This is a genomic window from Bradyrhizobium sp. USDA 4503, assembly GCF_054055815.1.
Map to the genome: position 1 here is coordinate 578,434 of NZ_JBSRXS010000001.1, position 24,593 is coordinate 603,026.

The 24,593-nt window shown below is 61.9% G+C and carries 22 protein-coding genes and 2 pseudogenes; 21 read left to right on the forward strand and 3 right to left on the reverse strand.

Going from position 1 to position 24,593, the window contains the following annotated elements; all coding sequences use genetic code 11:
• The first annotated feature begins 55 nt into the window (after window positions 1-55).
• The 18 genes and pseudogenes from ACVMIH_RS02725 to ACVMIH_RS02810 all read left to right on the forward strand — a co-directional run.
• Window positions 56-811 carry a helix-turn-helix domain-containing protein gene (locus tag ACVMIH_RS02725; protein WP_229189022.1) on the forward strand — a complete coding sequence of 252 codons (756 nt, stop codon included), beginning with the start codon at window positions 56-58 and terminating at the stop codon, window positions 809-811.
• A 169-nt stretch (window positions 812-980) separates the two neighbouring features.
• Complete coding sequence (locus ACVMIH_RS02730) at window positions 981-2,195, forward strand: acyl-CoA dehydrogenase family protein (protein ID WP_229189020.1); 1,215 nt, start codon at window positions 981-983, stop codon at window positions 2,193-2,195.
• Window positions 2,195-3,094, forward strand: a complete 900-nt coding sequence (locus tag ACVMIH_RS02735; RefSeq protein WP_229189018.1) for an enoyl-CoA hydratase-related protein — start codon at window positions 2,195-2,197, stop codon at window positions 3,092-3,094. Before ACVMIH_RS02730 ends, ACVMIH_RS02735 begins: the two co-directional genes overlap by 1 nt.
• A 27-nt stretch (window positions 3,095-3,121) precedes the next feature.
• On the forward strand, window positions 3,122-4,363 hold the full coding sequence (locus ACVMIH_RS02740; RefSeq protein ID WP_456860643.1) for a CaiB/BaiF CoA transferase family protein: 1,242 nt from the start codon (window positions 3,122-3,124) through the stop codon (window positions 4,361-4,363).
• A gap of 30 nt (window positions 4,364-4,393) precedes the next feature.
• Window positions 4,394-5,176, forward strand: coding sequence for an enoyl-CoA hydratase (locus tag ACVMIH_RS02745; protein ID WP_229189011.1), 783 nt, complete (start codon window positions 4,394-4,396; stop codon window positions 5,174-5,176).
• Between the two features lie 53 nt (window positions 5,177-5,229).
• Window positions 5,230-6,153 carry a 3-hydroxyacyl-CoA dehydrogenase gene (locus ACVMIH_RS02750; protein ID WP_168857405.1) on the forward strand — a complete coding sequence of 308 codons (924 nt, stop codon included), beginning with the start codon at window positions 5,230-5,232 and terminating at the stop codon, window positions 6,151-6,153.
• A gap of 21 nt (window positions 6,154-6,174) precedes the next feature.
• Window positions 6,175-7,197 (forward strand): 3-hydroxyacyl-CoA dehydrogenase NAD-binding domain-containing protein, encoded by a 1,023-nt coding sequence (locus ACVMIH_RS02755; RefSeq protein ID WP_456860645.1) that lies wholly within the window; start codon window positions 6,175-6,177, stop codon window positions 7,195-7,197.
• Between the two features lie 45 nt (window positions 7,198-7,242).
• Entirely contained in the window at window positions 7,243-8,274 is a 1,032-nt protein-coding gene (locus ACVMIH_RS02760; RefSeq protein WP_456860646.1) for a heme o synthase, read from the forward strand.
• 1 nt (window position 8,275) lies between these two features.
• Window positions 8,276-9,151, forward strand: a complete 876-nt coding sequence (gene cyoA, locus ACVMIH_RS02765) for a ubiquinol oxidase subunit II (RefSeq protein ID WP_168857404.1) — start codon at window positions 8,276-8,278, stop codon at window positions 9,149-9,151.
• Window positions 9,152-9,153: 2 nt separating this feature from the next.
• Entirely contained in the window at window positions 9,154-11,136 is a 1,983-nt protein-coding gene (cyoB, locus tag ACVMIH_RS02770) for a cytochrome o ubiquinol oxidase subunit I (RefSeq protein ID WP_253641050.1), read from the forward strand.
• Window positions 11,133-11,765 carry a cytochrome (ubi)quinol oxidase subunit III gene (locus tag ACVMIH_RS02775; RefSeq protein ID WP_229189006.1) on the forward strand — a complete coding sequence of 211 codons (633 nt, stop codon included), beginning with the start codon at window positions 11,133-11,135 and terminating at the stop codon, window positions 11,763-11,765. Before cyoB ends, ACVMIH_RS02775 begins: the two co-directional genes overlap by 4 nt.
• Window positions 11,762-12,157 (forward strand): cytochrome o ubiquinol oxidase subunit IV, encoded by a 396-nt coding sequence (locus ACVMIH_RS02780; protein WP_168857402.1) that lies wholly within the window; start codon window positions 11,762-11,764, stop codon window positions 12,155-12,157. Before ACVMIH_RS02775 ends, ACVMIH_RS02780 begins: the two co-directional genes overlap by 4 nt.
• Window positions 12,158-12,162: 5 nt before the next feature.
• A complete protein-coding gene (locus ACVMIH_RS02785; RefSeq protein WP_141340154.1) occupies window positions 12,163-12,618 on the forward strand; it encodes a hypothetical protein in 456 nt (151 codons plus the stop codon).
• Window positions 12,619-13,212: 594 nt separating this feature from the next.
• On the forward strand, window positions 13,213-13,443 hold the full coding sequence (locus ACVMIH_RS02790) for a hypothetical protein (RefSeq protein WP_456860648.1): 231 nt from the start codon (window positions 13,213-13,215) through the stop codon (window positions 13,441-13,443).
• A complete protein-coding gene (locus tag ACVMIH_RS02795; RefSeq protein ID WP_456860650.1) occupies window positions 13,440-13,673 on the forward strand; it encodes a DUF6894 family protein in 234 nt (77 codons plus the stop codon). Before ACVMIH_RS02790 ends, ACVMIH_RS02795 begins: the two co-directional genes overlap by 4 nt.
• Window positions 13,674-14,049: 376 nt before the next feature.
• Window positions 14,050-15,278 (forward strand): annotated as a pseudogene (gene hemA / locus ACVMIH_RS02800) (5-aminolevulinate synthase).
• Window positions 15,279-15,380: 102 nt separating this feature from the next.
• Window positions 15,381-15,740 (forward strand): hypothetical protein, encoded by a 360-nt coding sequence (locus ACVMIH_RS02805; RefSeq protein WP_456860652.1) that lies wholly within the window; start codon window positions 15,381-15,383, stop codon window positions 15,738-15,740.
• A 40-nt stretch (window positions 15,741-15,780) separates the two neighbouring features.
• Window positions 15,781-15,900 (forward strand): annotated as a pseudogene (locus ACVMIH_RS02810) (nitronate monooxygenase); the annotation flags it as partial.
• Window positions 15,901-16,075: 175 nt separating this feature from the next.
• Here ACVMIH_RS02810 and ACVMIH_RS02815 read toward each other — a convergent pair.
• Window positions 16,076-16,981, reverse strand: a complete 906-nt coding sequence (locus ACVMIH_RS02815; RefSeq protein WP_229193104.1) for a LysR family transcriptional regulator — start codon at window positions 16,979-16,981, stop codon at window positions 16,076-16,078.
• 122 nt (window positions 16,982-17,103) lie between these two features.
• On the opposite strand from ACVMIH_RS02815, the gene ACVMIH_RS02820 reads away from it, so the two are divergent.
• Together ACVMIH_RS02820 and ACVMIH_RS02825 are read left to right on the forward strand one after the other, a co-directional pair.
• Window positions 17,104-17,706 carry a glutathione S-transferase gene (locus tag ACVMIH_RS02820; RefSeq protein ID WP_456860654.1) on the forward strand — a complete coding sequence of 201 codons (603 nt, stop codon included), beginning with the start codon at window positions 17,104-17,106 and terminating at the stop codon, window positions 17,704-17,706.
• 269 nt (window positions 17,707-17,975) lie between these two features.
• Window positions 17,976-18,872: a helix-turn-helix domain-containing protein gene (locus ACVMIH_RS02825; protein ID WP_456866374.1), complete on the forward strand. Its 897-nt coding sequence runs from the start codon at window positions 17,976-17,978 to the stop codon at window positions 18,870-18,872.
• A 517-nt stretch (window positions 18,873-19,389) separates the two neighbouring features.
• On the opposite strand, the gene poxB is transcribed toward ACVMIH_RS02825, so the two are convergent.
• Together poxB and ACVMIH_RS02835 are read right to left on the reverse strand one after the other, a co-directional pair.
• On the reverse strand, window positions 19,390-21,129 hold the full coding sequence (poxB, locus tag ACVMIH_RS02830) for a ubiquinone-dependent pyruvate dehydrogenase (protein ID WP_456860655.1): 1,740 nt from the start codon (window positions 21,127-21,129) through the stop codon (window positions 19,390-19,392).
• Window positions 21,130-21,512: 383 nt separating this feature from the next.
• Window positions 21,513-22,460: a helix-turn-helix domain-containing protein gene (locus ACVMIH_RS02835; protein ID WP_456860657.1), complete on the reverse strand. Its 948-nt coding sequence runs from the start codon at window positions 22,458-22,460 to the stop codon at window positions 21,513-21,515.
• 223 nt (window positions 22,461-22,683) lie between these two features.
• Between ACVMIH_RS02835 and ACVMIH_RS02840 the strand changes: the two genes are divergently transcribed.
• Window positions 22,684-24,360 carry a winged helix-turn-helix domain-containing tetratricopeptide repeat protein gene (locus ACVMIH_RS02840; RefSeq protein WP_456860659.1) on the forward strand — a complete coding sequence of 559 codons (1,677 nt, stop codon included), beginning with the start codon at window positions 22,684-22,686 and terminating at the stop codon, window positions 24,358-24,360.
• The last annotated feature ends 233 nt before the right edge of the window (window positions 24,361-24,593 follow it).

The window sequence follows — 24,593 nt, forward strand, 5'->3', positions numbered from 1 at the left end:
GTGCAGCGTCGGCAGAGCGGTGTTTCCATGGAGAACCCCGCAATCCGAGATCAGAATGTGCGTCGATGTCCGCGGCAATAAATCATTCATTGCTCGGCGGGCCCCGGGCATCGAAAGCCGGATCGCCGTAAGGCGGGGCACGGTGTGGCTCTCGCCTCCCGGCTTGCAGGAAGGTTCGCTTGATATCGCCGAAGATATGAGCGGCGTGTTGCATATCTATCTTCCCCTCAGCCACTTCTCTCCGGGCAATCTCGCTATCAATATAGATGCGTCGGCAATCGGCGGGCTAAGCTACGAAAGTGCTCTCGAAGATCCGTTGCTGGCCGAAATCGGACGCGCGGTCGCATCGGAGCTGGTGGCTGAAACGGCCGCCGGAAGCTTGCTCATTGAAGGCCTCGCATCGAGTCTGGCGGCGAGGTTGGTGCAAAGGTACATCAGGAAATCGACTGGTCAGTCCATCTTCCCCGCCGCGAGGGGAGCGCTCGATCGACGCCGGCTCCAGCGAGTGCTGGATTACATTGAAACCAATCTGGAAGGCGATCTCACCCTCGATCGCATAGCCTCGATTGCCTGCCTGAGCAGGTACCATTTTGCGCGGGCGTTTAGGCAGGCCATGGGATTATCCCCGCATCGTCACGTTAGTGTCCGGCGCCTGGAGCGCGCGAAGGCGTTGCTGACCGGGGGCGACAGGCCGCTGGCGGACATCGCGCTGGCGCTCAGCTTTTCCGACCAGGCCAGTTTCACCCGCGCATTCAAGCAAGCAACAGGTCAGGCGCCGGGTCAATATCGCCAGAAGCTGGGCGCGCAGTAGCTGCGGGCGGGCGCATGCGCGCATTTGCACTGCAGCGCCTTTCGCCAGCAACAAAAGACAAAACGACAGCACACGATGCAAAGCCGTTGGCCAACGGCTTCCGTACCTTCGATGCCATGAGCAAAGAGGCCAGCGCCGGAGCCGCGGCCGGGCAACGCAGGAGATCAACATGGCCACCGCTACCGCACTGAGGCCTTCGAAGCAGCTTCCGCCGCCAAATAGCGACTTTTTTCAATTCGCTGACCTGCTGGGCGACGAGGAGCGGGCGATCGTCAAGAAAGTGCGCACCTACATGGAGACGAAGGTCCAGCCCATCATCAACAAGCACTGGGCCGCGGACACGTTCCCGTTTGAGCTGCTGCCGTCGTACAAGGAGCTCAACATCGCCGGCATCGGCATCAATGGCTACGGCTGCCCGGGCGGAAGCCCGCTGCTGGTTGCACTGGTCGCGCTGGAGATCGCGCGAACCGACGTTTCGTTCTGTACCTTCCACGGTGTTCACACCGGTCTCGCGATGGAATCCATCTACCTTGCGGGCACCGAGGAGCAGAAGCAGAAATGGTTGCCGCCGATGGCGCGCATGGAAAAAGTCGGCTGCTTCGCGCTGACCGAGCCGCTGGTGGGCTCTGGCGCCGGTGCTGGACTCCTTACCACGGCAAAACGCGACGGCGACACCTGGATCCTCAACGGCCAGAAGCGCTGGATCGGCAACGCGCCGTGGTGCGACATCTCGATCGTCTGGGCGCGCGACGTCGCCGACGACCAGGTCAAGGGTTTCATCGTCGAGAACAAGACGACGCCGGGTTTCAGCGTCGAGAAAATCGAGAACAAGATCGCACTGAAAGTTGTGCAGAACGGCCAGATCACGATGACCGACTGCCGAGTGCCTGACTCCAACCGTCTGCAGGGAGGCAAGGGAACGTTTCGCGATCCTGCGCTGGTGCTGCGCGGTACCCGGCATGGCGTTGGCTGGGAAATCACGGGCGCCCAGATGGGCGCTTACGAACATGCCCTCAAGTACGCCCAGGAGCGCCTGCAGTTCGGTAAGCCGATTGCATCGTTCCAGCTGATTCAGGAGCTGCTGGCGAAAATGCTGGGCAACATCGTAGCCTGCCAATCCATGCTGGCGCGCGCGGTGCAGCTGGAAGCGGCGGGCAAGCTGACGGATGCGCAGGCAGCGATCGTCAAGGCGTTCTGCACCAGCAAGGCGCGGGAAACGGTCGCCTGGGCCCGCGAGGTGCTGGGCGGCAACGGGATCGTGGTCGACTACAACGTGGCGCGCTTCTTTGCCGACACTGAAGCGATCTACTCCTACGAAGGCACTTACCAGATGCAAAACCTGATCGTCGGCAAGGCGATCACCGGGTTCAGCGCTTTCGTGTGATGTCGCAGACCGGGCCGGCGCTCTGGCGCCGGCCTGTCCCTCAGGCAGGAGCAATCGATATGTCGACAACAACAATTACACCGCCTCCGGCGGTTGCCGCCATCGCTACAAGAGCGCTGACGCTCACGAATGTCCTCTACACGAAGCAGGGCGCGATCGCCTACGTAACGGTCAACCGGCCCAAGGTGCTCAACGCCCTGAACGTACCGACGTGGCAGGAGCTGCAGGCCGCTTTCGCGGATGCGCAGAATGATCCTGCTGTGCGCGGCGTCATCCTGACGGGCGCGGGCGACAAGGCCTTCATCGCCGGCGCCGACATCGGTGGCCTGGCGCAAGCGAGTGCGATCGACGCTGAACGGTCGAGCCGCTTCGGCCAGCAGGTCCTCGATCTGATCGAAAATCTCGGCAAGCCGGTGATCGCAGCGATCAATGGATTTGCGCTCGGCGGCGGCTGCGAGACCGCGATGGCATGTACGATCCGCATCGCGGTGGAGCATGCAAGGTTCGGCCAGCCCGAGGTGAAGCTCGGATTGCTTCCCGGAGGTGGCGGCACGCAGCGGCTGCCGCGCCTGGTTGGGAAGGGTCGTGCCCTCCAGCTCATCTTGTCGGGCGGACTGATCGGCGCTCAGGAGGCCCGCCGCATCGGGCTCGTCAACGAGGTCGTCCCAGCTGCAGACCTGATCGCACGCGCAGAGGCAATCCTGAACGAGATCGTCGCCAACGCGCCGATCGCCGTCACGTACGCCCTCGATGCCGTGAACAAGGGAATGGAGACAAGCCAGAACGAAGGCTTGGCCCTTGAAGCATCCTACTTCGGGCTCTGCGCCGGTACCGAAGACAAGAGGGAAGGGACCTCAGCCTTCCTCGAAAAGCGCGCACCGCATTTTGCGGGACGTTGATCACAATCATTTTCAGGAGAAACGCAAATGGCAAACGAAAACATTTTCTCGGGCTTGAAGGTCGTGGACTTCTCGAGCTTCGTCGCCGCACCGGGCGCGGCTGTGATCCTCTCCGACTTCGGCGCCGACGTCGTCAAGGTCGAGCCGCCGCACGGCGATCCCTGGCGCAATGGGCACAAGGTAGCGTTTCAGCCGAATTCCCACGATCCCTATCAGTGGCATCTCTCCAACCGCAACAAGCGGAGCATCGCACTCGACCTCAAGTCACAGAGCGCGCAGCAGGTTATCTTCGAGCTCGCCAACTGGGCGGATGTGTTCATCGTCAACACGCCGCACCACGCGCGCAAGAAGCTGAAGCTCGAATATGACGACGTCGCGGGATGGAATCCACGCCTGATCTACGCCGACCTGACGGGCTTCGGCGAGCACGGGCCGGATGCCGAGCTGCCCGGCTTCGACATCACTTCGTACTGGGCGCGCAGCGGTCTATTGTCGATGACGCGCGATGCCGGCGCGCCGCCCACCTGGCCGGTGGGAGGCAGCGGCGACAACGCCACGGCCGTCGGTCTTTATGCGGCGATCGTGACCGCCCTGTACCGGCGCGAGCGCACCGGCAAGGGCTCGTATGTCACGACATCTCTGCTGGCCCAGGGCGTGTGGTCCGCGAGTGTTTCCATTCAGGCAGCTCTCGCCGGCGCCAAGTTTCCGCCGATGCACGACCGCACGCATCCTGCCAATGCGGCGGCGAACGTCTATCGTTCCGCCGACGGCACCTGGTTCGTTCTGATCGTGACGCCCGACAAGTTCGCTGCTGTGGCGAACGCCATCGGCCGCCCGGACCTGCTGATCGACCCGCATTTCTCCGATCCCAAGCAGCTCGTCGCCAACATGTCGAAGCTCACCGAAGTCTTCGACGAGGTCTTCGGCGCCGAGCCCATGGCACATTGGCATTCGGTGTTTGCCGACGTCAACGTCACCTTCGGTGAAGTGCGCGCACCGCAAGAGGTCGTCAACGATCCGCAACTGACGGCAAACGATATCGTCGTTCCGCTCAACGGCGCCGGCGGCAAGCTGACCTCCACGATCTCCAGTCCAATCCAGATCCACGGCGTGGACAAGGCTCCAGCGCAGCGTGCACCGGACCTCGGTGAGCATACCGAGCAGATTCTCGCCGAACTCGGGTTCGACCCCAAGAGCATCGACAGCCTGCGCGAAAGCGGCGCTATTGCGAAACCGGCGCCATCCCGCAAGCAGGAAAGCGCGACTTGATGGCTTCGCCAGCATGAAAGGCAACAGATCATGAGCGACATCATTACCGAGCGTTCCGACGGGATCCTGCGAGTCGAGTTCAATCGCCCCGAGCGGAAGAATGCGATGACGAACGGCATGTATCTGCAGCTGGCGCAGATCCTCAACGAGGCGGCCGAAGACGACGACGTCCGTGTCGTGCGCTGGCACGGCGCCGGTGACACCTTCTGCGCCGGCAACGACGTCAAGGATTTTCTCAAGACTCCGGCGCCCGGCGAGAGCCCGCAGTCCCGCTTGATGGATGCGTTCATCAAGTTCGAAAAGCCGATCGTCGTAGCCGTGCAGGGCGCGGCTGTCGGAGGCGGCACCACGATGCTGACGCACTGCGATTTCGTCTTCGCAGGCGAAAGTGCGAAATTCAAGCTGCCGTTCATCGACCTCGCGCTCGTGCCCGAGTTCGGATCGAGCTTCACGATTCCGGCCCGCATCGGGCACCTGCGGGCGGCAGAATTGTTCCTGTTGGGCGAGACTTTCGGCGCCGCGCGTGCTGCGGAGCTGGGCCTTGTGACCCGCGTGGTCCCCGACGCTCGGTTGTTCGTCACAGCGACGGAAACGGCTAGAAAGCTCGCGGCAAAGCCGGCCGGTGCATTGCGCGCCGCCAAGCGGCTGCTCAAGCGAGGCTTCGTCGACCAGGTCAAGGCGGCCATCCAAGTGGAAAGCCGAGAATTTGGCGAGCGGCTGCACTCCGCCGAGGCCCGAGAAGCATTCGCGGCATTCCTCGAGAAGCGTCCGCCCAACTTCACCCGCTCGACAGCTCCGGCAGCGGCCAAGTAGGCCCACGCGACGCCATGCATCATTGAGACAGCCCTGACACGAAAGGACAGAACATGACCGTACTGCAGGCCACACGAGCAAAGGCGCCATCGGGCGCGACCCATTCCGACCGATTGTTTCTGCTCGACCTGAGCGGAGGGCGTGTCCTTTCCATGGATCCAGACGGGACGAACCGCAAGGTCGTTGCCACCGACTGCCCCTATCCTGACGGCATCGCCGTCGACGCCGCTGCCGGTCACGTCTACTGGACCAATATGGGTGTTCCCAGCCGTAACGACGGCTCGATCGAGCGCGCCGACTTCGATGGCAGCAACCGGATGTTCATCATCCTCCCGGGCGGCACGTTCACGCCGAAACAGCTCCATCTCGATAAGGCGAACCGCAAGCTCTACTGGTCCGACCGGGAGGGGATGCGTGTCATGCGCGCCAACCTCGACGGATCGCAGATCGAGACCTTGATCCAGACCGGAGACGGCGAAGACGACCGGCGCGACCAGACGCGCTGGTGCGTTGGCATTGCCGTCGATCCCGAACGGCAACAAATCTACTGGACGCAGAAGGGCGGCGACAACGCCGAAGTCGGGCGCATCCTGCGCGCCGGAATCGACATGCCGCAAGGTGAAACGCCAGCTAACCGCAGCGATGTCGAGGTCCTGCTCGACGGCCTGCCCGAGCCGATCGATCTCGAGATCGATCCTGACCGGCGTCTTCTCTACTGGACCGACCGCGGCAATCCTCCACGCGGTAACACCGTGAATCGCGCGCCGATCGACGCAAAGCCCGCGCATAACGCGCCGCAGATCGTGGTGTCGAACCTGATGGAAGGCATTGGCCTCGCCTTGGATGTCCCGGGTAACAGGCTGTTCGCAACAGACCTCGCCGGCTCCCTTTACGTCGCCAACCTCGACGGTACCAACAAGCGCACGGTTCTCGCGGCTCAAGGCAATCTCACCGGCGTCGCCTACGTCGCTCTCTAGAAAACGCATCGGAGCACTGACATGACCATCACTACCAAACCCATTCGCTGCATCGCTATCATCGGAACCGGCGTGATCGGCGCGAGCTGGGCCGCGCAGTACCTCGCCAAGGGGCTTGAAGTCGTCGCAACGGACATTGCGCCCGATGCGGAGACCGCGCTGCGGAAGTTCGTGAAGTCGGCCTGGCCGGCGCTCGAACGGCTCGGCCTGTCGCCCGGCGCGTCGCTGTCGAACCTGAAGTTCACCGCCAACCTTGCCGAAGCTGTTGTCGGCGTCGACCTCGTCCAGGAGAACGGACCCGAGCGGCTGGACTTCAAGCAGAGGCTGTACAAACAGCTAGACGAGCTGCTGCCGCCTGACGTGATAATCGCGTCGAGCTCGTCCGGGATCAAGATGAGTGACATTCAGTCGGGCGCAGCGTTGCATCCGGAGCGTTGCGTCATTGGTCACCCCTTCAATCCGCCGCACTTGATTCCGCTGGTTGAGGTGGTTGGCGGGAGCAAGACCTCGGAACAGACGGTGCAGCGCGCGATCGCCTTCTATAAGTCGATCGGCAAGAAAGCCGTGCGGCTCAACAAGGAAATGCCGGGCCATGTCGCCAACCGCCTGCAGGGCGCGCTGGCTCGGGAAGTCTATTACCTCATTGCCGAGGATGTGCTGAGCGCTGCTGACGTCGACGACGCTCTGTCCTGGGGGCCGGGTCTGCGCTGGGGCATCATGGGCAACATGATGCTCAATCACCTCGGCGGCGGCCCCGGCGGAATCGAGCATTTCCTGCATCAGTTTGCCGGCCCGATGAGCGCGTCGTGGAAGACACTCGGTTCGCCCGTGCTCACGCCCGAGGTGCAGAAGAAGCTGATCGACGGCGTTCATGCCGAGGTCGGATCGCGCAGCATCGCGGAGCTCGAGGCCGAAAGAGACGAGATTTTGCTCGGTCTGCTGGAACTGCGCACCAAGCGTGCGGGGACGAGCGCCGATTCGAGCGATGGGCCCGTCAGCATCCTCATGGCATCGCCCGACCTGTTTGGTGCGTCGCCGTGTTGACCGCGTCAGGCGCAACCAGGAAATGCTCTCCCTGAGGAATCCACCATGAACAGCATCGCGATGTCAGTATCGCGCCTTCGGTTGACCTCACGGTCCGGCTGGGCCGAGCGACCGCGCCACTTCATCAGTTTGGCGAAGCCGCGCGTGATGGCGCTCTCGCTGTTCACTGCCTTCGTCGGCTTGATGATCGCGCCGATACGGCTTGAACCACTTGCCGGGGTCATCACGATTCTGGCCATTGCAGCCGGCGCTGGAGCCGCCGGCGCATTGAACATGTGGTACGACGCCGACATCGACGCGGTCATGGCGCGCACCGCGACGCGACCAATTCCACGCGGCAAGGTCTCGAAGGCCGAGGCGCTTGTCTTCGGGACCGCCCTTGGCCTCATTGCAGTCGCGACCCTCACTTTGGTGACGAATCTCGTGGCGGGCGCGCTGCTCGCCGGCACCATCCTCTTCTATGTCGTCGTGTACACGGCGTGGCTGAAGCGAGCGACACCACAGAATATCGTCATCGGGGGTGCGGCCGGCGCGCTTCCACCGGTGATTGGATGGGGCGCGGCGACCGGGCAGATCGGGCTCGAGCCGCTGGTTCTTTTCCTCATCATCTTTCTCTGGACGCCGCCGCATTTCTGGGCGCTGGCGCTGAATCGCACCGATGATTATGCGCGTGCCGCCGTTCCCATGCTGCCGGTCGCTGCAGGACGAGCGGTAACGACGCGGCAGATCCTTGTCTACAGCGGTCTCCTTGTTCTCGCTTCCGAGTTGCCTTGGGTGCTCGCGTTTGCAGGCGCGATCTATGGCGGCATCGTCGCCATCTGTGGCGTGCTTTTCCTCTTGCTTGCACTCCAGCTGAACCGGAGCGCCGCGGGCGATCGTCGCGCGGCTCACAGGCTGTTCGTCTACTCCATCGCATATCTGACCGTGCTGTTTGCAACCTTTCTGGTCGATCACAACGGCCGTGCTTTCGCGTCGACGCGGTTGTCGCATGATGACTGGATTAGCGTGTCGCCATCAGCCGCTCGTCAGCTGCGCGCCGCCTGCAGTGCATGCGGCATCAAGGTTCGGGAGATCTGATATGCGATACGTTTCGCTTACCCTGGTCCTGCTGGCGGCCGCGACACTCGGTGGCTGCGACGGCGTGCTCGATCCCAAGGGTCCCATTGCGCTGGCCGAGCGGCAGATCCTGTTCAACGCGACCGGCATCATGCTGGCGATCGTGATCCCGGTAGCCATTGCGACGCTCGGCGTTGCCTTCCGGTTCCGGGCATCGAATGAGCGGGCGCGCTATCGGCCGGATTTCGTCTATTCCGGCCGCATCGAGATGCTGGTCTGGTCGATCCCGCTGATGACCGTGCTGCTTGTCGGCACCGTGGCCTGGATCGGCGCGTACGATCTCGATCCGCCGAAGCCAATTGCCTCCTCGACAAGGCCGCTGAAGATCCAGGTCGTCTCGCTCGACTGGAAATGGCTGTTCATCTACCCGGAGCAGGGCGTGGCGAGCGTCAATCATTTGACGATCCCGGTCGGCACGCCGGTCAGCTTCGAGCTGACGTCCTCCGGCGTTATGAACAGTTTCTTCGTGCCGCAGCTCGCCGGCCAGATCTACACCATGGCCGGAATGGTGACCCGGCTGAACCTCGTGGCCGACCATCCCGGCACATATCGCGGCATGTCAGCGAATTATAGCGGGGCGGGTTTTGCCGACATGGTTTTCAAGGTCGATGCGGTTGCGTCCCAAGACTTTGCCCAATGGGCGACTGCAACGCGCAGCGCCGGGCCGGTGCTCGACACACAGACTTATAGCGACCTGGTCAGGCCGAGCAGGGCGGTTGCGCCCTTCACCTACCGGTCAGTCGCGGGCGGCCTGTTTGCCGGCATCATGGATGCCGCAATGCAACCGACTGCCGGTCTCTGCGTGCCTTATCCCAAATCCATGAGGGCAGAACGATGAACCTGCTGGGCAAACTCGATTGGAGCGCCATTCCGTTCCATGAACCCATCATCATGGGCACGGTGGCGAGCGTCGGCGCCATCGTCGTTGCGGCTCTCGCATGGGTCACCATCAATGGATACTGGCCGTATCTCTGGCGCGAATGGATCACCTCGGTCGATCACAAGCGCATCGGGGTCATGTACATCGTCCTTGCGCTGCTCATGCTGGTGCGCGGCTTTGCGGACGGCATCATGATGCGTACCCAGCAGGCCGTCGCGGCCGGCGGTGCGCAGGGCTATCTGCCACCTGAGCATTTCGACCAGATTTTCTCGGCGCATGGCACCATCATGATTTTCTTCGTAGCCATGCCGTTGGTGATCGGCCTGATGAATTTTGCCGTGCCGCTGCAGCTCGGCGTCCGCGACGTCGCGTTTCCCACGATGAATTCCGCAAGCTTCTGGCTCACCGCAACGGGAGTCCTGCTGATCAATGTCTCGCTCTTGGTCGGCGAATTCGCCAAGACCGGCTGGGTTGCCTATCCGCCGCTCAGCGAGCTGCAGTTCTCGCCGGGTGTCGGCGTCGACTATTACCTGTGGTCCCTGCAGATCTCCGGCATCGGGACCCTGTTGAGCGGAGTCAATTTCGTCACCACGATCCTGAAGATGCGCGCGCCCGGCATGAGCTATATGCGCATGCCGGTGTTCTGCTGGACCGCGCTCGCCTCGAATCTGCTGATCGTGGCCGCATTTCCGGTGCTCACCGCGCTGTTCGCAATGCTGCTGCTCGATCGTTACCTCGGCTTTCACTTCTTTACGCTGGATGCCGGCGGCAACGCGATGATGTACGTGAACCTGTTCTGGGTCTGGGGTCACCCCGAAGTCTACATTCTCGTGCTGCCGGCATTCGGCATCTATTCGGAGGTGAGCGCGACATTCTCCGAAAAGACGCTGTTCGGCTACCGATCGATGGTCGGCGCGACGCTGGCGATCTGCGTGCTGTCTTACACCGTGTGGCTGCATCATTTCTTCACAATGGGCGCAAGTGCTGGTGTCAACGCCTTCTTCGGCATCACCAGCATGATCATCGGAGTGCCGACCGGCGTCAAAGTCTTCAATTGGTTGTTCACGATGTATGGCGGTCGCGTCCGCTTCACGGTGCCGGTACTCTGGATGATCGGCTTTATGGTGGCGTTTGTGTTCGGCGGCCTCACCGGAGTTTTGCTGGCGTTGCCGGCTGTCGACTGGCAGGTGCACAACTCCGTCTTCCTGGTCGCCCATTTTCACCACGTCATCATCCCGGGCGTGCTGTTCGGCGCGATTGCCGGTTACAATTACTGGTTTCCCAAGGCATTTGGCTTCAAGCTGGATGAACGCTGGGGCAAAGCCGCGTTCTGGTGCTGGTTTATCGGGTTCCACCTTGCTTTCATGCCGCTCTATGTGACCGGGCTGATGGGCATGACCCGCCGTCTGCAGCACTATGATGTGCTGGCCTGGCAGCCCTGGCTGCTGGTCGCGGAGGCAGGTGCTGTCATCGTCATGGCCGGAATCATCTGTCAGGTCGTGCAGCTCGTGGTGTCCATTCGCGACCGCGAGCAGCTCCGCGACACCACCGGCGATCCCTGGAACGGACGCACCCTGGAATGGTCCATCGCATCGCCGCCGCCGGCCTGGAATTTTGCGGTGCTGCCTCGTGCGGATGAGATCGATGCCTTCTGGGCAAAGAAGCAGCGTGTGCTCGCGGAGCAGGATTTGTCCGGGCGGCAGCGCAGGTACGAGCCGATCGAAATGCCCAAGAACAGTCCGGCCGGTTTCGTGACCGCGTTCTTCGCAGTGATTATCGGCTTCGCCCTGATCTGGCACATCTGGTGGATGGCAGGCGTCGGGCTTCTCGGCGCGACCATAACGTGGCTCGCCTTCATGTTCCGCACGGAGGACGAAGTCGAGATCCCAGCGGAACAGCTTGCCCGGTTCGATCGGACACATCCGGTGGAGGTATCGCTATGAACATCCTGGTTGAGGCAGACGCCGTACACAAGGCCGAACTCCTTGATGTCGCCGAGGCGGGTCCCGCGTCCAAGCGAATCATCGCCGGCTTCGGGTTCTGGATCTTCCTGCTGAGCGACATCGTGATGTTCTCGGCGCTGTTTGCGAGCTATGCCGTGCTCGCAAAGGCGACTGCGGGTGGTCCGACCGGTGCCCAGTTGTTCGATCTGCGCAATGCCGCGATGGAGACTGCGTTTCTCCTGTTCTCCAGCTACAGCTGCGGACTGATGTCGCTCGCCATCAATTCGCGCCATCATCTCGGTACCTTCTTCGGTGCCGTGGTAACGTTCCTCCTGGGTGCGGCCTTTCTCAATCTCGAGCTCAGTGAATTCCAGAACATGATGGCGGTGGGGGCGTCCCCGCAACGCAGCGCGTTTCTTTCCGCCTTTTTCACGCTGGTCGGATGTCACGGCTTGCACGTAGCGGTCGGACTGGGCTGGCTGGTCCTCATGATGGTTCAACTGTCGCAGCGAGGCTTCCAGCAGGTCGTGGTGCGCCGCTTGCACTGCTTCTCCCTGTTCTGGCACGCACTCGACATCATCTGGGTCCTGATCTTTACAATTGTCTACCTGATGGGAGTCCTGCCATGACCGACACACGTTGGGATGTTGCACCGGGAGATCGGCCGGCGATTCCGGCCTCGGAGCGAAGCGCGTCTTCCGGCCTGCTCGTCAACACGATCGGCCTGCTGCTGGCGGCGATCCTGACAGCCACATCGTTCTGGGTGGCCAACACGTCGGCAATCTGGGCTCCTGGCGTGCCGGCCGGACTCGCGGTCCTTGCCATCGCCCAGATGGGCGTGCACCTAGTGTTCTTTCTTCACATTACGACGGGGCCGGACAGCACCCACAATATCCTGGCGCTCGCGTTTGGCGTGCTCATCGTAATCCTCGTCCTCGCGGGCTCCCTCGTGATTATGGCCAATCTGAATGAGAACATGATGGCGCATGGCGAGATGATGAATTTGCAAATGCAGCGCTAAAACACATGGACGCTTCCATCATTTCTGCGCTCGCCGCCCTTATCGGCGCGACCATTGGCGGCCTGAGCAGCGGAATCGCCAATTGGCTCAACCACCGAAGCCAGGTCCGCGCGCAATGGTTGCTTCATGAGAAAAACCGGCGGCAGATCCTCTACAGGGATTTCATCGAGGAAGCCTCGAGATGTCACATCGATGCGCTTCAGCATCACGAGGTAAGTGCCGGTACCCCCGGCCTGGTTGCGCTGTATGCGAAGCTCAACAGGATGCGAGTGCTGTCCTCCAGGCCGGTCGTGCGAAGTGCCGAGCACATCGCCAAGACGATCATGGATACCTATTTGGAGCCGGACAAGAGTTTCGGCGAACTGCGTGACATGGCCAAACGCGGATCCATTGACCTGCTGCGCGAATTCAGCGAGGCCTGCCGCGAGGAATTCGACGAGATGCGCGACCGGCAGCTTTGACCGCGGATGCCGGGCATCAGGGACCTTGGTACGAGCCCGCCGCGGTGTTCTAAGCAACCAGCGACAAGATCGCAACATTCGAAGCAAAGCCTTCGACCATGCGCCTCACTAGTGCCGTTGCACGGGAACGAAAGGACTATCGATGCTGAAGCTGGTGACGTTGTGTTTGGTCCTCCAAACATTCCGTACGGCTATCAGAACCTTGGGCCTGGACGACTTGATTCACTGGACATCCATTTGAGCCCTGAGTGGATTCAATTCGATCTGGCCCGAGCCTGGGTTCGATCGAGCGTTCTCCTGTCTGCTGACTCAAAAGTGAAGCCCGACGGAACCGAATAGGGCATCTCAGTGGCTCATCGGCAGGTCGGCGTTACTCCGGTGAGGAGACGCGCCGGTCAGCCTGTCGACCCCGCCCGGCCAATGCGAGATCTGGCTACGAAATTCACGGGCGGATCGGCCAGGTTCACCGGCAGCCATCGACAGCAACCTATGACAAAATCGCGACAACCAGAGCAAAGCCGCGCCCGGGAAAAATCTGCATAACGGAGCCAGGCCGCATCGATCCCGCTGATCGCTGGCCCGAAGGAGGGTTCCATGACGTTGCAGATTTCACGACGAGGCAGGGAATATCTGAAAACCGCGCATGCCTTGCTCCACTCCGCCAGCACCATGACAGATCTGGCAGTTGCGCATCAGCTGAAGGCCCTGGCCGACTTGCACGAGCGGCGAGCGGCGCAAGCTTCGCATGTCGATGCGGCCAAGGCATTGGCCCGCGCGGCCACCCATGCCCAAAGCCAGGCGCGGTTTGAAGGAGACCGGACATGACCCAGGTATTTTTCCACCGCTTCACCACGAAGAAGGTTTTCCTCGATCACTCCGGGGCCGTGGTGAACGATCTCGCTGAGGCGCGCGATCATGCGACCCGCCTCGTGCGATCCTTCACCAGCGAGCACAGCCTCGAGGACTGGCGTGACTGGGTCCTGCATGTCAGTGACGACCAGGGCGATGAGCTGTTCGTCGTCCCCTTCGCTTTCGTACTTGGCAAGCCGCATTGAGGTCAGCATGCGCGCAATTGGATCGCGGAAAGTGTCGCTTCGTCAGATGGTGAACGAACTCGCGTGCAGACTGAGCAAGCTTATGGCGAGGGCTCATGATTGGTATCGGCCCGAGCGTCATTACATGCGTGGCCCGGGCCCAAAATGGTTCTCCAAGCATGGAGCATCCGCATCTGTCACGATTAGCTGAAGCAGCTTGGGCTCCCGGCGCGTGCCTCCCCCGTGTCCCTCGCCGGGCATCCCCGCGGCCGGTCCTTTCCCCTCCCGAGGACCGGCCGCCCCTTTCAGCCTGATGGGCGACAGCGGACCGGATGGGCTCGGCTGCTCCTTGAGTAGGCGAAGTTCCAATCGTTGAGCAAAACCAGGCGAAGATTCCATGACGTATGATCATTTCTTTTCTGCGGCGCTAACTCGGCTGTACGCCGAACGACGCTACCGCGTGTTTGCCGATCTCGAGCGCATCGCCGGACGTTTTCCGCACGCAGTGTGGCATTCTCCGGATGGCCCACGGCCGGTCGTGATCTGGTGCTCGAACGACTATCTCGGCATGGGTCAGCATCCGAAGGTGATCGGCGCAATGATCGAAACCGCGGCCCGCATGGGCGCTGGCGCGGGCGGCACCCGTAACATTGCGGGCACCAATCATCCACTGGTCGAATTAGAGCGCGAGATCGCGGACCTGCACGGTAAAGAAGCCGCGCTGGTCTTCACCTCGGGGTACGTGTCGAACCTGGCAGGCATTGCGACCATCGCCAAGCTGCTGCCGAATTGCCTGATCCTCTCTGACGCCTGGAACCACAATTCGATGATCGAAGGCGTGCGGGGGCTGGCGCGGAAAAGAAGATCTGGCGTCACAATGACGTCGATCACCTCGAAGAATTGCTGGCGGTGGAGGCACCCGAGCGGCCGAAGCTGATCATATTCGAAGCTATCTACTCGATGGACGGCGACATCGCGCCGGTGAGACGCATTTGCGACCTCGCGGAGCGCTACAACGCCATGACCTACATTGACGAGGTCCATTCGGCCGGCATGTACGGCCGCGGCGGCGCCGGCATCGCCGAGCGGGAAGCTGCGTTGCATCGCATCGACGTCGTCGAGGGTACCCTGGCCAAGGCTTTCGGCTGCCTGGGAGGCTACATCGCGGCGAGCGTCGATATCATCGATGCGGTGCGTTCTTGCGCGCCGGAATTCATTTTCACTACCGCGCTTCCGCCTGCAGTCTGCGCCGCCGCCACCGCGGCGATCCGGCACCTCAAGACGTCGCAATGGGAGCGCGACCGCCATCAGGAACGCGCGGCGCGGGTAAAATCCGTGCTCAATGCGACAGGTCTGCCGGTAATGCCCAGTGATACGCACATTGTGCCGGTGATGGTGGGTGATCTGGAAAAGTGCAAGGAAGCGAGCGATCTCCTGCTCGCCGAGCACGGCATTTATGTCCAGCCAATCAACTATCCCACCGTCCCGCGTGGCTCCGAGCGGCTCCGCATCACGCCGACTCCCTATCATGATGACAAGCTGATTGACGCGCTCGGTGAAGCGTTGGTCGATATATGGTGCCGGATCGGATTGCCGCGGCGACACCATGCGCTCGCGGCAGAGTGACCAGCAGTGCATTCCGCATCGGCCACGGGCTCGCCGAAATCAGCAAACTGCATTGAGGCAACATTTTCGAGGAAGCGAATGATGGAAACAATGGAGCGCACAATGAGAAACCTCTTCACATCCGCGGTAGCCGCGGGTTGCCTGGTCGCCTTCGTATCAGTCGCACAGGCCCGCTCGGCGTATGTCGGGTCATGGGACCTTCTCTTCGTGACGCAACGAGGCGCGTGCGACCCGACCTATGATTTCTCTGTCAACATCACTGACGGCGTCGTCACGCACCCCAACCTCGTGAAGTTCAAGGGCCGTGTTGCTCGCTCGGGCGCCGTCAGCGCCTCGGTGAGCGTTCCGGACAAATATGCGTCCGGGTCGGGCCGGCTCTCGGGCAATTCCGGTCGCGGGACATGGGGCGGCTATTCGGGACGTGCGCGTTGTTCGGGGTACTGGACCGCCCAGCGAAACTGACGCTCGAAATCGTCCAATGGGCGGAAAGCGGAGTTTCCAATTGAAGACAGCAATCACCGAATTGTTCGGTATCCGGTATCCGATCATCCAGGGCGGCATGCATTATGTCGGCTTTGCCGAACTCGCATCAGCGTTGTCGAATGCCGGCGGCCTTGCCATGACGGGCAAGTCCAGGCCGTGCGGCGCCCCAGACAACGATTACCATGCTCAAGCAGGCATAGTGCCAGTTTGCGTTCGGAGGATCTCTCCGGCGGGCCCCTTCAATGGCGAAGTGTGGCCCGACGCGCTGATGGCACCTTCAATCAGTCGACCACTAATCGCCTAGGGTGCCCGGATCATTCCCGCTCAAGACCCGGAATGGTTGGCAGTGCGGCGGCGAGGTAGTCGACGAAAGCGCGGACCCGACGCGGCACGAAGCGGCCGGAAGGATAGATCGCATGCAGCTCCAGCGGAGCGTAAGCGTAGTCCTCCATGACCCGCACCAATGCGCCGTTCTCGAGCAGCGGCTGTACGAGCGGCACTTGGGCGCCGCCGACGCCAATGCCGGCGCGGATCGCCTCGACCAGCACGAACGTATTGTTGGCGAGGAAGCGCGATCGCACGCGCACCTCCAGCGGCCCGTCCGGGCCATTCAGCGACAGGACGTCCCCCGCCGCCGACCAGCTGAAGCGCACATGCGGGTGGCGCGCCAGATCTTCCGGCGTTTGCGGGCATCCCTCGACGGCGACGTACTCCGGAGAAGCTACCAAAATCCGCCGTAGCATCGCCAGACGCCGCGCCACCAGCCCGGGGGAAGCGAGCGTGCCGAGACGGATGGCCACGTCGACAGCCTCGCCGATGAGATCGGCGTATCGGTCGTCGGTGATCAGCTCGACCGCCAGCTTCGGGTGAAGCCGCTGGAAGCCGATCAAGATCGGCGCCACATGCGCCTGGCCGAACCCGACCGGCGCATGCACCCGCAGGATGCCGCTCAGCGTGCCCGCCGCCTCGGTCACCCCGTCCTCGACCTCGGTCACCGCCTCGAGGATTCGGCGGGCCTGGATGTGGTAGCGCTCACCGGCCTCGGTCAGCGCAAGGCGGCGGGTGCTGCGGTTCAGGAGGCGCACGCCCAGCCGCCGCTCCAGCGCTGCCACCTGCTGGCTGACCGCAGGCTGCGTCAGCCCCAGCTCTCGCGCTGCCGCCGACAGGCTGCCGAGCTCCGCCACCCGCACAAAGGTTGCCATCGTGATGAAACGGTCCATCGCCACCGATCTCAAAGGGCTGCTTATGGATGATAGTAGGCACAATCACCTACCGAATGCACCACGAATGAATGATCTCTCCGGGACTGGTCCTGATTGATTTCCTCAACCTGGAGACGACTATGAAAATGTTTTACAATCCGTTCTCGCCCTTCTCCCGCAAGGCCCGGATCGTCGCCATCGAGACCGGCCAGCAGGACCGGATCGAGCTGGTCCTCATTAACACCGAGGACCCGGCAAACGGTCTGTCGGCGTACAACCCGGTGCGCAAGATCCCGGTGCTGGAGGCCGATTTCGGCCCGCTCTACGACAGCCCTGTAATCTGCGAGTATCTCGACTCGCGGCATGACGGACCGAACCTGCTGCCCGCCGCGGGCGAGGCCCGCTGGCGCGCGCTGCGCTGGCAAGCCCTGGCCGATGGACTGTTGGATGCCGCGCTCCTGATCCGCTACGAGCTGAACCTGCGCCAGGAGTCTGGACGCAGCGAAGCCTGGATCGAGCGCCAGACGACCAAGATCCGGAATGCGCTCGACCGTATGGAGGCGGATGCGGCGGAGCTCGAGGGGCCTGTAACCATCGGCACAATCAGCGCCGCTTGCGCCCTAGGCTATCTGGACTCGCGCTTCGCCGACTGGGACTGGCGCGAGACCCATCCCGGCCTGGCGGCTTGGCATGCGGGCTTCGCCAAGCGTCCTTCCTATATCGCGACGATCCCTCGGGCATGAGCGGTGCGCCGACGCCTGATCACCGCGTGACGGCGACTTCGGTTCGGGACGATCCACCGAACGCCCTTCGATGATCTGAGAGGATCCTCTCGAGTTTCGTCGCATCGCGGCAAATTTCGAAAGGCCTGGTTCAGAAGATAGCAACGTCCAACCCTCGGGAAGGCATCATGGAGATAAGACGAGAGCAGCCAGCCGGCGCGAGCGTAGAACCACAGCCTCACGGCGACCGTTGGCAGAGCCGCGGTCCGACGAAGTTATTGTTGTCTTCGATGAATCGAGGCTGGTCTGGCCTGTCGGCCGAGGTGCGCACTCATGGCAAAAGCGTAATTCCCTGGCAAGGCACGCAATCCGATACCGAGATTTGTATCGATATCCGTGGTAATGGGTCGCTCATCACGCGGCGTGCTTCCGGGATCGTGGATAAAAAGGTCACCCGCCCCGGCACCGTTTGGCTAACTCCAGCGGGTTGGCGGGACGGCTCCGTCGACATCGCCAACGATCTGCCGGAAATCATGCATATCCATCTTCCCTCGAGCCAGTTCTCCCCGAGCAAGCTCGGTATCGACGTCGATGAGTCGGTGCTCGGCTTCCTGAGATATCAGAGCGCCTTCGAAGATCCGCTACTAGGCGAGATGGCGCGGGCCATCGCGTCGGAACTGCAGGCCGAAACCTCTGCAGGCACGCTGCTGGTCGAGTCACTGGCAAGCAGCATGGCCGCCAGGCTGATTCAAAAACACATCTGTACGCCAACTGCCTCCTCTGTTACCCGCTTAGCGAGAGAAGGGCTCGGTCGCCGCAGGCTCTTCCGCGTGCTGGATTATATCGAAGCAAACCTCGAAGGCGATCTCACTCTTGATCGCATGGCATCAACGGCGGCTCTGAGCCGCTACCACTTTGCCCGCGCCTTCAAGCAGGCCGTCGGACAATCTCCCCATCGCTATGTGAGTACCAAGCGCCTCGAGCGCGCGAAACTCCTGCTGATCGAAGGTGATCTCCCCTTGGTCGAGATTGCACTGGCACTCGGCTTTTCCAGCCAAGCCAATTTTTCACGCGCGTTCCGGCAGGCGACCGGTCTGGCGCCCGGCCAGTATCGTCGGGGGCTTGGATCGTGGGAACGCGACCCGTCGGTGGACGATATCAGTCGGGCTCTTCCGATTCTGGCGTGATCGCGGGCGCGGGGCGGCCGGGTCAGCGCGGTCGGCATTGTGACCTGGCTTGATTTGATGATTCAGTTTTTATGAGTGATTGGACCTTCCGGGCACGTTTCGAGATAAATCGATACACGCGCTTGCAGGCACCTCGACTTCGGCAAAAATATGCAAGCCATGTTTGCGCAACGGTTCGCCAACTCCCGGTTTATCAACCACCAACGCCGAGACCCCGCGCCTGGCAAGAGCGTTTGGAAAGCCCGAGAGAAAAAGAAACTCCTTCAGTCCGTCCAAACCGTTGAAATGCGCCATGACAGGTGCAGGACCCTTTGTCTCGGCCGGAACGAATAAACGCAGGAAGCGCCGTCTAAAGGAACCGTTACTCTGTGCCAATCCACACCACCTAGTTTCTAAATACTTCGAGAAACTTGCAAGCAGCAGGTCGTAGGCCGCATGCGAGGAGGATATGTGCGCGCCGGCATCCGTTCGCCGGTAATGTACATGACCGTTGCTTGAACTGAAGATGCCGGCCTCCTCATCTCCAGAGGTTCGTTTCGGCCAGGTCGATCAACTCGTCGCCGCGGCCGCTGATCACGGCCTTGATCATGTACATGGTGAAACCCTTGGCCATTTCCAGTGTGACCGAGGGCGGCATGGCGAGTTCGCTCCGGTTCACGACCGCATCGATCAGCACTGGACCGTCGTGGGCGAGCGCCGCAGCAATTCCTTCCGTGACGTCGGATGAATGCTCGAGGCGGATGCCGCGTATGCCCGCGGCTTCGGCCATCGCTGCGAAATTCGGATTCTTGAGCTCGGTGCCGTAGTTGAGAATTCCCGTCGACTTCTGCTCCAGCTCGATGAAGCCCAGGGCACCATTGTTGAACACGACGACCTTTACGGGCAGCCTTTGTTGGGCAAGGGTGAGAAGATCGCCCATCAGCATGGTGAAGCCGCCATCACCCGAGAGCGAGATTACCTGGCGGCCGGGATAGGCGGCCTGCGCCCCCACGGCCTGCGCCATGGCATTGGCCATGGAGCCGTGCCAGAACGAGCCGAGCAGACGGCGCTTTCCGTTCATCGCCAGGTAGCGGGCAGCCCAAACCGTTGGCAGGCCGACGTCGCAGGTGAACACCGCATCATCTGCAGCCTGGTCGTTGATCGCCTTTGCGACTTGTTGTGGATGAATCAGTGCCTTGCCCGGCATGGCCACGGCAAGCTCGTCCAGCGCCTTGCGCGCCTTGGTGTAGTGGCGCTGCGCCTGTGCCAGATGTGTGCCGTCGGCTTTTGTCTTGAGCAAGGGAAGCAATGCCGCAAGCGTCGCCCGGACATCACCCACCACACCGAGATCGACAGTGGCACGGCGGCCGATATTCTCCGGCCTCAAATCGACCTGCACGATACGGGCATCGCGGTTGTCCGGATAGAATTGCCGATAGGGAAAATCGGTCCCGAGCATCAGCAAGAGGTCGCAGTCGCGCATGGCGTAATAGCCGGAGGAAAAGCCGATCAAACCCGTCATGCCCACGTCGTATGGGTTTTCCCATTCGACATGTTCCTTCCCCCGCAGGGCGTGCACCATGGGCGCCTGGAGCCGTTCGCCCAGGGCTAGAAGTTCGTCATGCGCTCCCGCGCAGCCGGAGCCGCAGAGGACGGTCACGCGGCTCGTGCCATTGAGCAGTCGAGCAAGCTTTTCGAGGTCGTCGGTTGCCGGCGTTACGACCGGCATCGGCGGCAGCAAGCTATCGGCTTTTGGGGCTGGTGCAGTCATAGCCGCCTGCAGCGCGACGTTGCCAGGAATGACAAGCACCGACGCGCCTCGCTTGCCGACCGCTTCCTTGATCGCGACCTGCAACGCTCGCGGCATCTGATCTGCTCCTGACACGAGCTCGCAATAGTGGCTGCATTCCTTGAACAGGTTCTCCGGGTGGGTTTCCTGAAAATAGCCGCTGCCGATCTCGGCGGAGGGAATATGCGCAGCGATTGCAAGCACAGGAACGCGGGATCGATGACAATCGAACAGACCATTAATGAGGTGCAGATTCCCCGGCCCGCAGCTTCCGGCGCAGACTGCGAGCTCGCCCGTCAGATGGGCCTCGGCGCCCGCGGCGAAAGCGGCGACCTCCTCGTGACGAACGTGGACCCAGTCGATCCCGCCATGACGCCGGATCGCATCCGTCAAGCCGTTGAGACTGTCCCCAACCACGCCGTAGATGCGCTTAATGCCGGCCGCCGCCAGCGTCTCAACGAATTGGTCAGCAACGGTTTTGGCAGGCATGGCGCGTCCTCGAATGTTGAGCAAGCCGCGTTCGGCCAAAAGGCTGTCAGCACGGGTTCTTTCTCGGAGCGCTCAGGATACCGATGCATCGGACAGTGGCTTTTCTTCGGTTGCCGCTGTTTTGTCAGGAGTTGCTGAAAACACGAGGATGACGACTGAGAATGAAACTACATTCCCGCCAGCGGCTTTCCCCTAATTTGCAACCGAGTTCGCGGTCAGACTTGCGCACGCCGCCGGGTGTCAACTACGCAAGTCATCCGCGCCTTCTCAGCGGCAGCAGGCATGCCCTTGCATTCCTACCTCGTGAGGGTGGGCGCGCGAAGGTGACGCTGCGGACCGGAAAGCACCTGACATTCAGGCCTGCAGGCGCCATAGGCGACGCGCTAACGCGCACGCCGTCGCCAATTGCTCGGGGTATCGCCCGTTAGCTTCCTGAACGCCGCGGCGAACGCGGTTTGGGAAGAATAGCCGAGCGCGACCGCGATTGAGAGCACCGACGCGTCGGTGTAGCGTAGCATATTTTTAGCTTCCTCCAGCCGTTGCTGGCGTCGCCAAGCATGCGGGGAGAGCCCGGTGCTTTCCTTGAAGGCGCGGCAGAAGTGAAATCGCGAAAGACCAGCATCAGAAGCGAGCGCCGCGAGCGATACGTCCGCATCGTTATCCGCACGCAGGCGCTCGATGGCGCGGCGCAACACTATCGGTGAGAGGCCGCCCAGCGTCGGCTGGAACGTGGTCGGCACACCGACATGCGCTGCCAGCAGGCGCGTGGTCACGAGGTCCATCAGCTGATGCCTGAAAAGGGTATCCAAGCCGTTGCCGTCCATGGCACCGGCCGCTGTCAGGAGCAATCGAGATGTAATGGGATCGGGCTGCGCCGTCCGCTCCAGGAGATCGGTTGAGGTGGTGCTGTCGAGCTCACCTGCAACCCGCTCGAGCGTGGTGTGCGGAAGATAGAGTTGGACGACGTCGACAGGCTTCGGAATATCCCACCGAGAGCTCGATCCTTCGGGAATGATGATCACGGCTCCGGGGCGAAGCGTACCGATAGCGACCGCGCTTCCCGTCCGCCGCACTATGCGCTGCACCGTGCCGTTGTACGCCATGATCACGTGATGGCTCATGGGCGCGACGACGTCGTGCAGCGGGTCATGCTTCCAGTGGGCGATGCCGGCGCCGCAGGAATCCAAAGCCATGTGAAGTGGGGTGGTCCCGACCACCCGCGCCATTTCTGCACTAGGGTGAGGTCGCTCGACATGGGTCGGAGTGACTTGGCACGCCTCAGGCGCACCTGACGCGTCCTCCAAGGCATCGCGCGAGATGTGCTTGTTCATGAACGTATGCTCGCCTCAGCGGGAATGCAGGTTGTGGCTGTGACTTGGCCTGGCTGGGTTCGTAGGGGGGATGCGCACGTCAGTGCGCGTCGGGTGCAGGGCGGGCAGAACCCTTGTTCCCGAAGGATATGAAAATGTGTACAGTTTTCAGCGGAAAAGACCTTGTAGCCGGCCCGAATTGCGATTGAGTTTTCCTTGGCTTCTTGTCCAAGAAGGATCACAAGTGCCGTTTCTGTTTGAAGATTATCGCCTGGATGCCGGGCGGCGCGAGCTCAGGCGAGGCTCCGAACTCGTCCCCGTTGGACCGAAGGTGTTCGACCTGCTGCTCTTCCTGGTTGAAAACCGCGAACAGGTCGTGACAAGGGACGATCTTCTGAAGGCGGTGTGGGAAGGACGGATCGTGTCCGAATCCACGCTGACCAGCCACGTCAATGCCGTGCGCAAGGCGATCGGGGACACCGGAAAAGAGCAACGCCTGATCCGGACGGTTTCTCGCAAAGGCCTCCGCTTTGTTGGCCAGATCACCGAGGAAGAATTGCCGACACGAACCTTGGTCGCGGACCCGGGTCGGAAGGTTGGCGTTCCACGTGTAGAGAGCATCCAGGAGACAATCAGGGCCTTTGAGGTCGATGCGCCTACTAGAGTGCGAGAGGCTGCCCCATTTCTTCTTGCCGAGGCAGAGAGCCCGCCTCCGCTGCCGGACAAGCCTTCCATTGCGGTGCTTCCGTTTCAGAACATGTCCGGCGATGTCGAACAGGAATACTTTGCCGATGGAATGGCCGAAGACATCATTACGGCGCTGTCCCGTTTCAAGGAGCCATTCGTCATCGCCCGAAACTCAAGCTTCACCTACAAGGCGCGGGCCGTCGACGTGAAACAGGTGGGGCGTGAGCTCGGGGTACGCTACGTGTTGGAGGGGAGCGTTCGCAAGGTGGCAAACCGGGTGCGCATCACGGGACAGCTCGTCGATGCCGCCACCGGAGCGCATATTTGGGCGGACCGTTTCGATGGCGAGCTCGGCGACATCTTCGAATTGCAGGACCAGGTGACCGAGAGCGTTGTCGGGGCGATCGCGCCCGCGGTGGAAAAGGCTGAGATCGAGCGCGCCAAACGCAAGCCGATCGCCAGTCTCGATGCCTACGCCATCTATTTGCGCGGTCTGGCCGGTCTCCATCAGTTTGGCAACCGGCAAGCGAACGAGGAGGCATTGCGTCTTTTCAAACGGGCAATCGAGCTCGACCCGGAATTTGCGACCGCCTACGGTCGTGCAGCCTCTTGCTACCTCATCGCCAAAATCAACGGCTGGATCACGGACACGGCGAATGCAATTGCAGAAGTAAAGACGCTCACTCAGCGGGCCGTCGAGTTGGGCAAGAATGACCCCATTGCGCTCTCCGCCGGCGGGAATGCGTTGGCGTTTGTCGTTGGGGAGCTCGGAGTAGGTGCCGGCTTGGTCGACCGCGCGCTGGCGCTCAATTCCAACCTGGGCGAAGGATGGAATTTCGGCGGATGGATAAAAATCTGGCTCGGCGAGCCGGAAGCGGCGATCGAGCGCTTCGCACGCGCCATTCGTCTGAGCCCACTCGATCCGTGGCTGATGGGCATGCGGGCCGGGACCGCGTACGCACATTTTTTTTCGGACCGTTATGACGAAGCGGCATCGTGGGCGGAAATGGCATTGCAGTGCAGCCCGGACTACCGACCTGGCTTGCGTATCACCGCCGCCAGCAACGCAATGGCCGGCCGCCAGGAGCAGGCACGCAAGGCAGTGGCTCGGCTGCGAGAACTCAGTCCAACGCTGCGCCTTTCTAATCTCAAAGACGTCCTTGGCCCTTATCGACGCGCCAAGGACGTCGCGCGATATGAAGAAGGGCTGCGGCAAGCAGGGCTGCCCGAATGATCATCCCAGCCAAGATGCTCGCGCCGCCAATGGCCCCGAGCGGATGCGCTCGGGTTGCCGTTTCTTCAGACTCGGCCGTGAGGTGAGGCGCGCCTCATGTCGTGGCTAACGTCAAGCCGTGTGAGCCAACTGGCGTCTGTTAGCGCCGCGGCAAGTCCGCTTTCGAGAAGTCGGGTTCCTCCGCGGGGTGGCTTGTTTGCAAGGCGTCGATAGCATGCGCCGCGAAGATACTT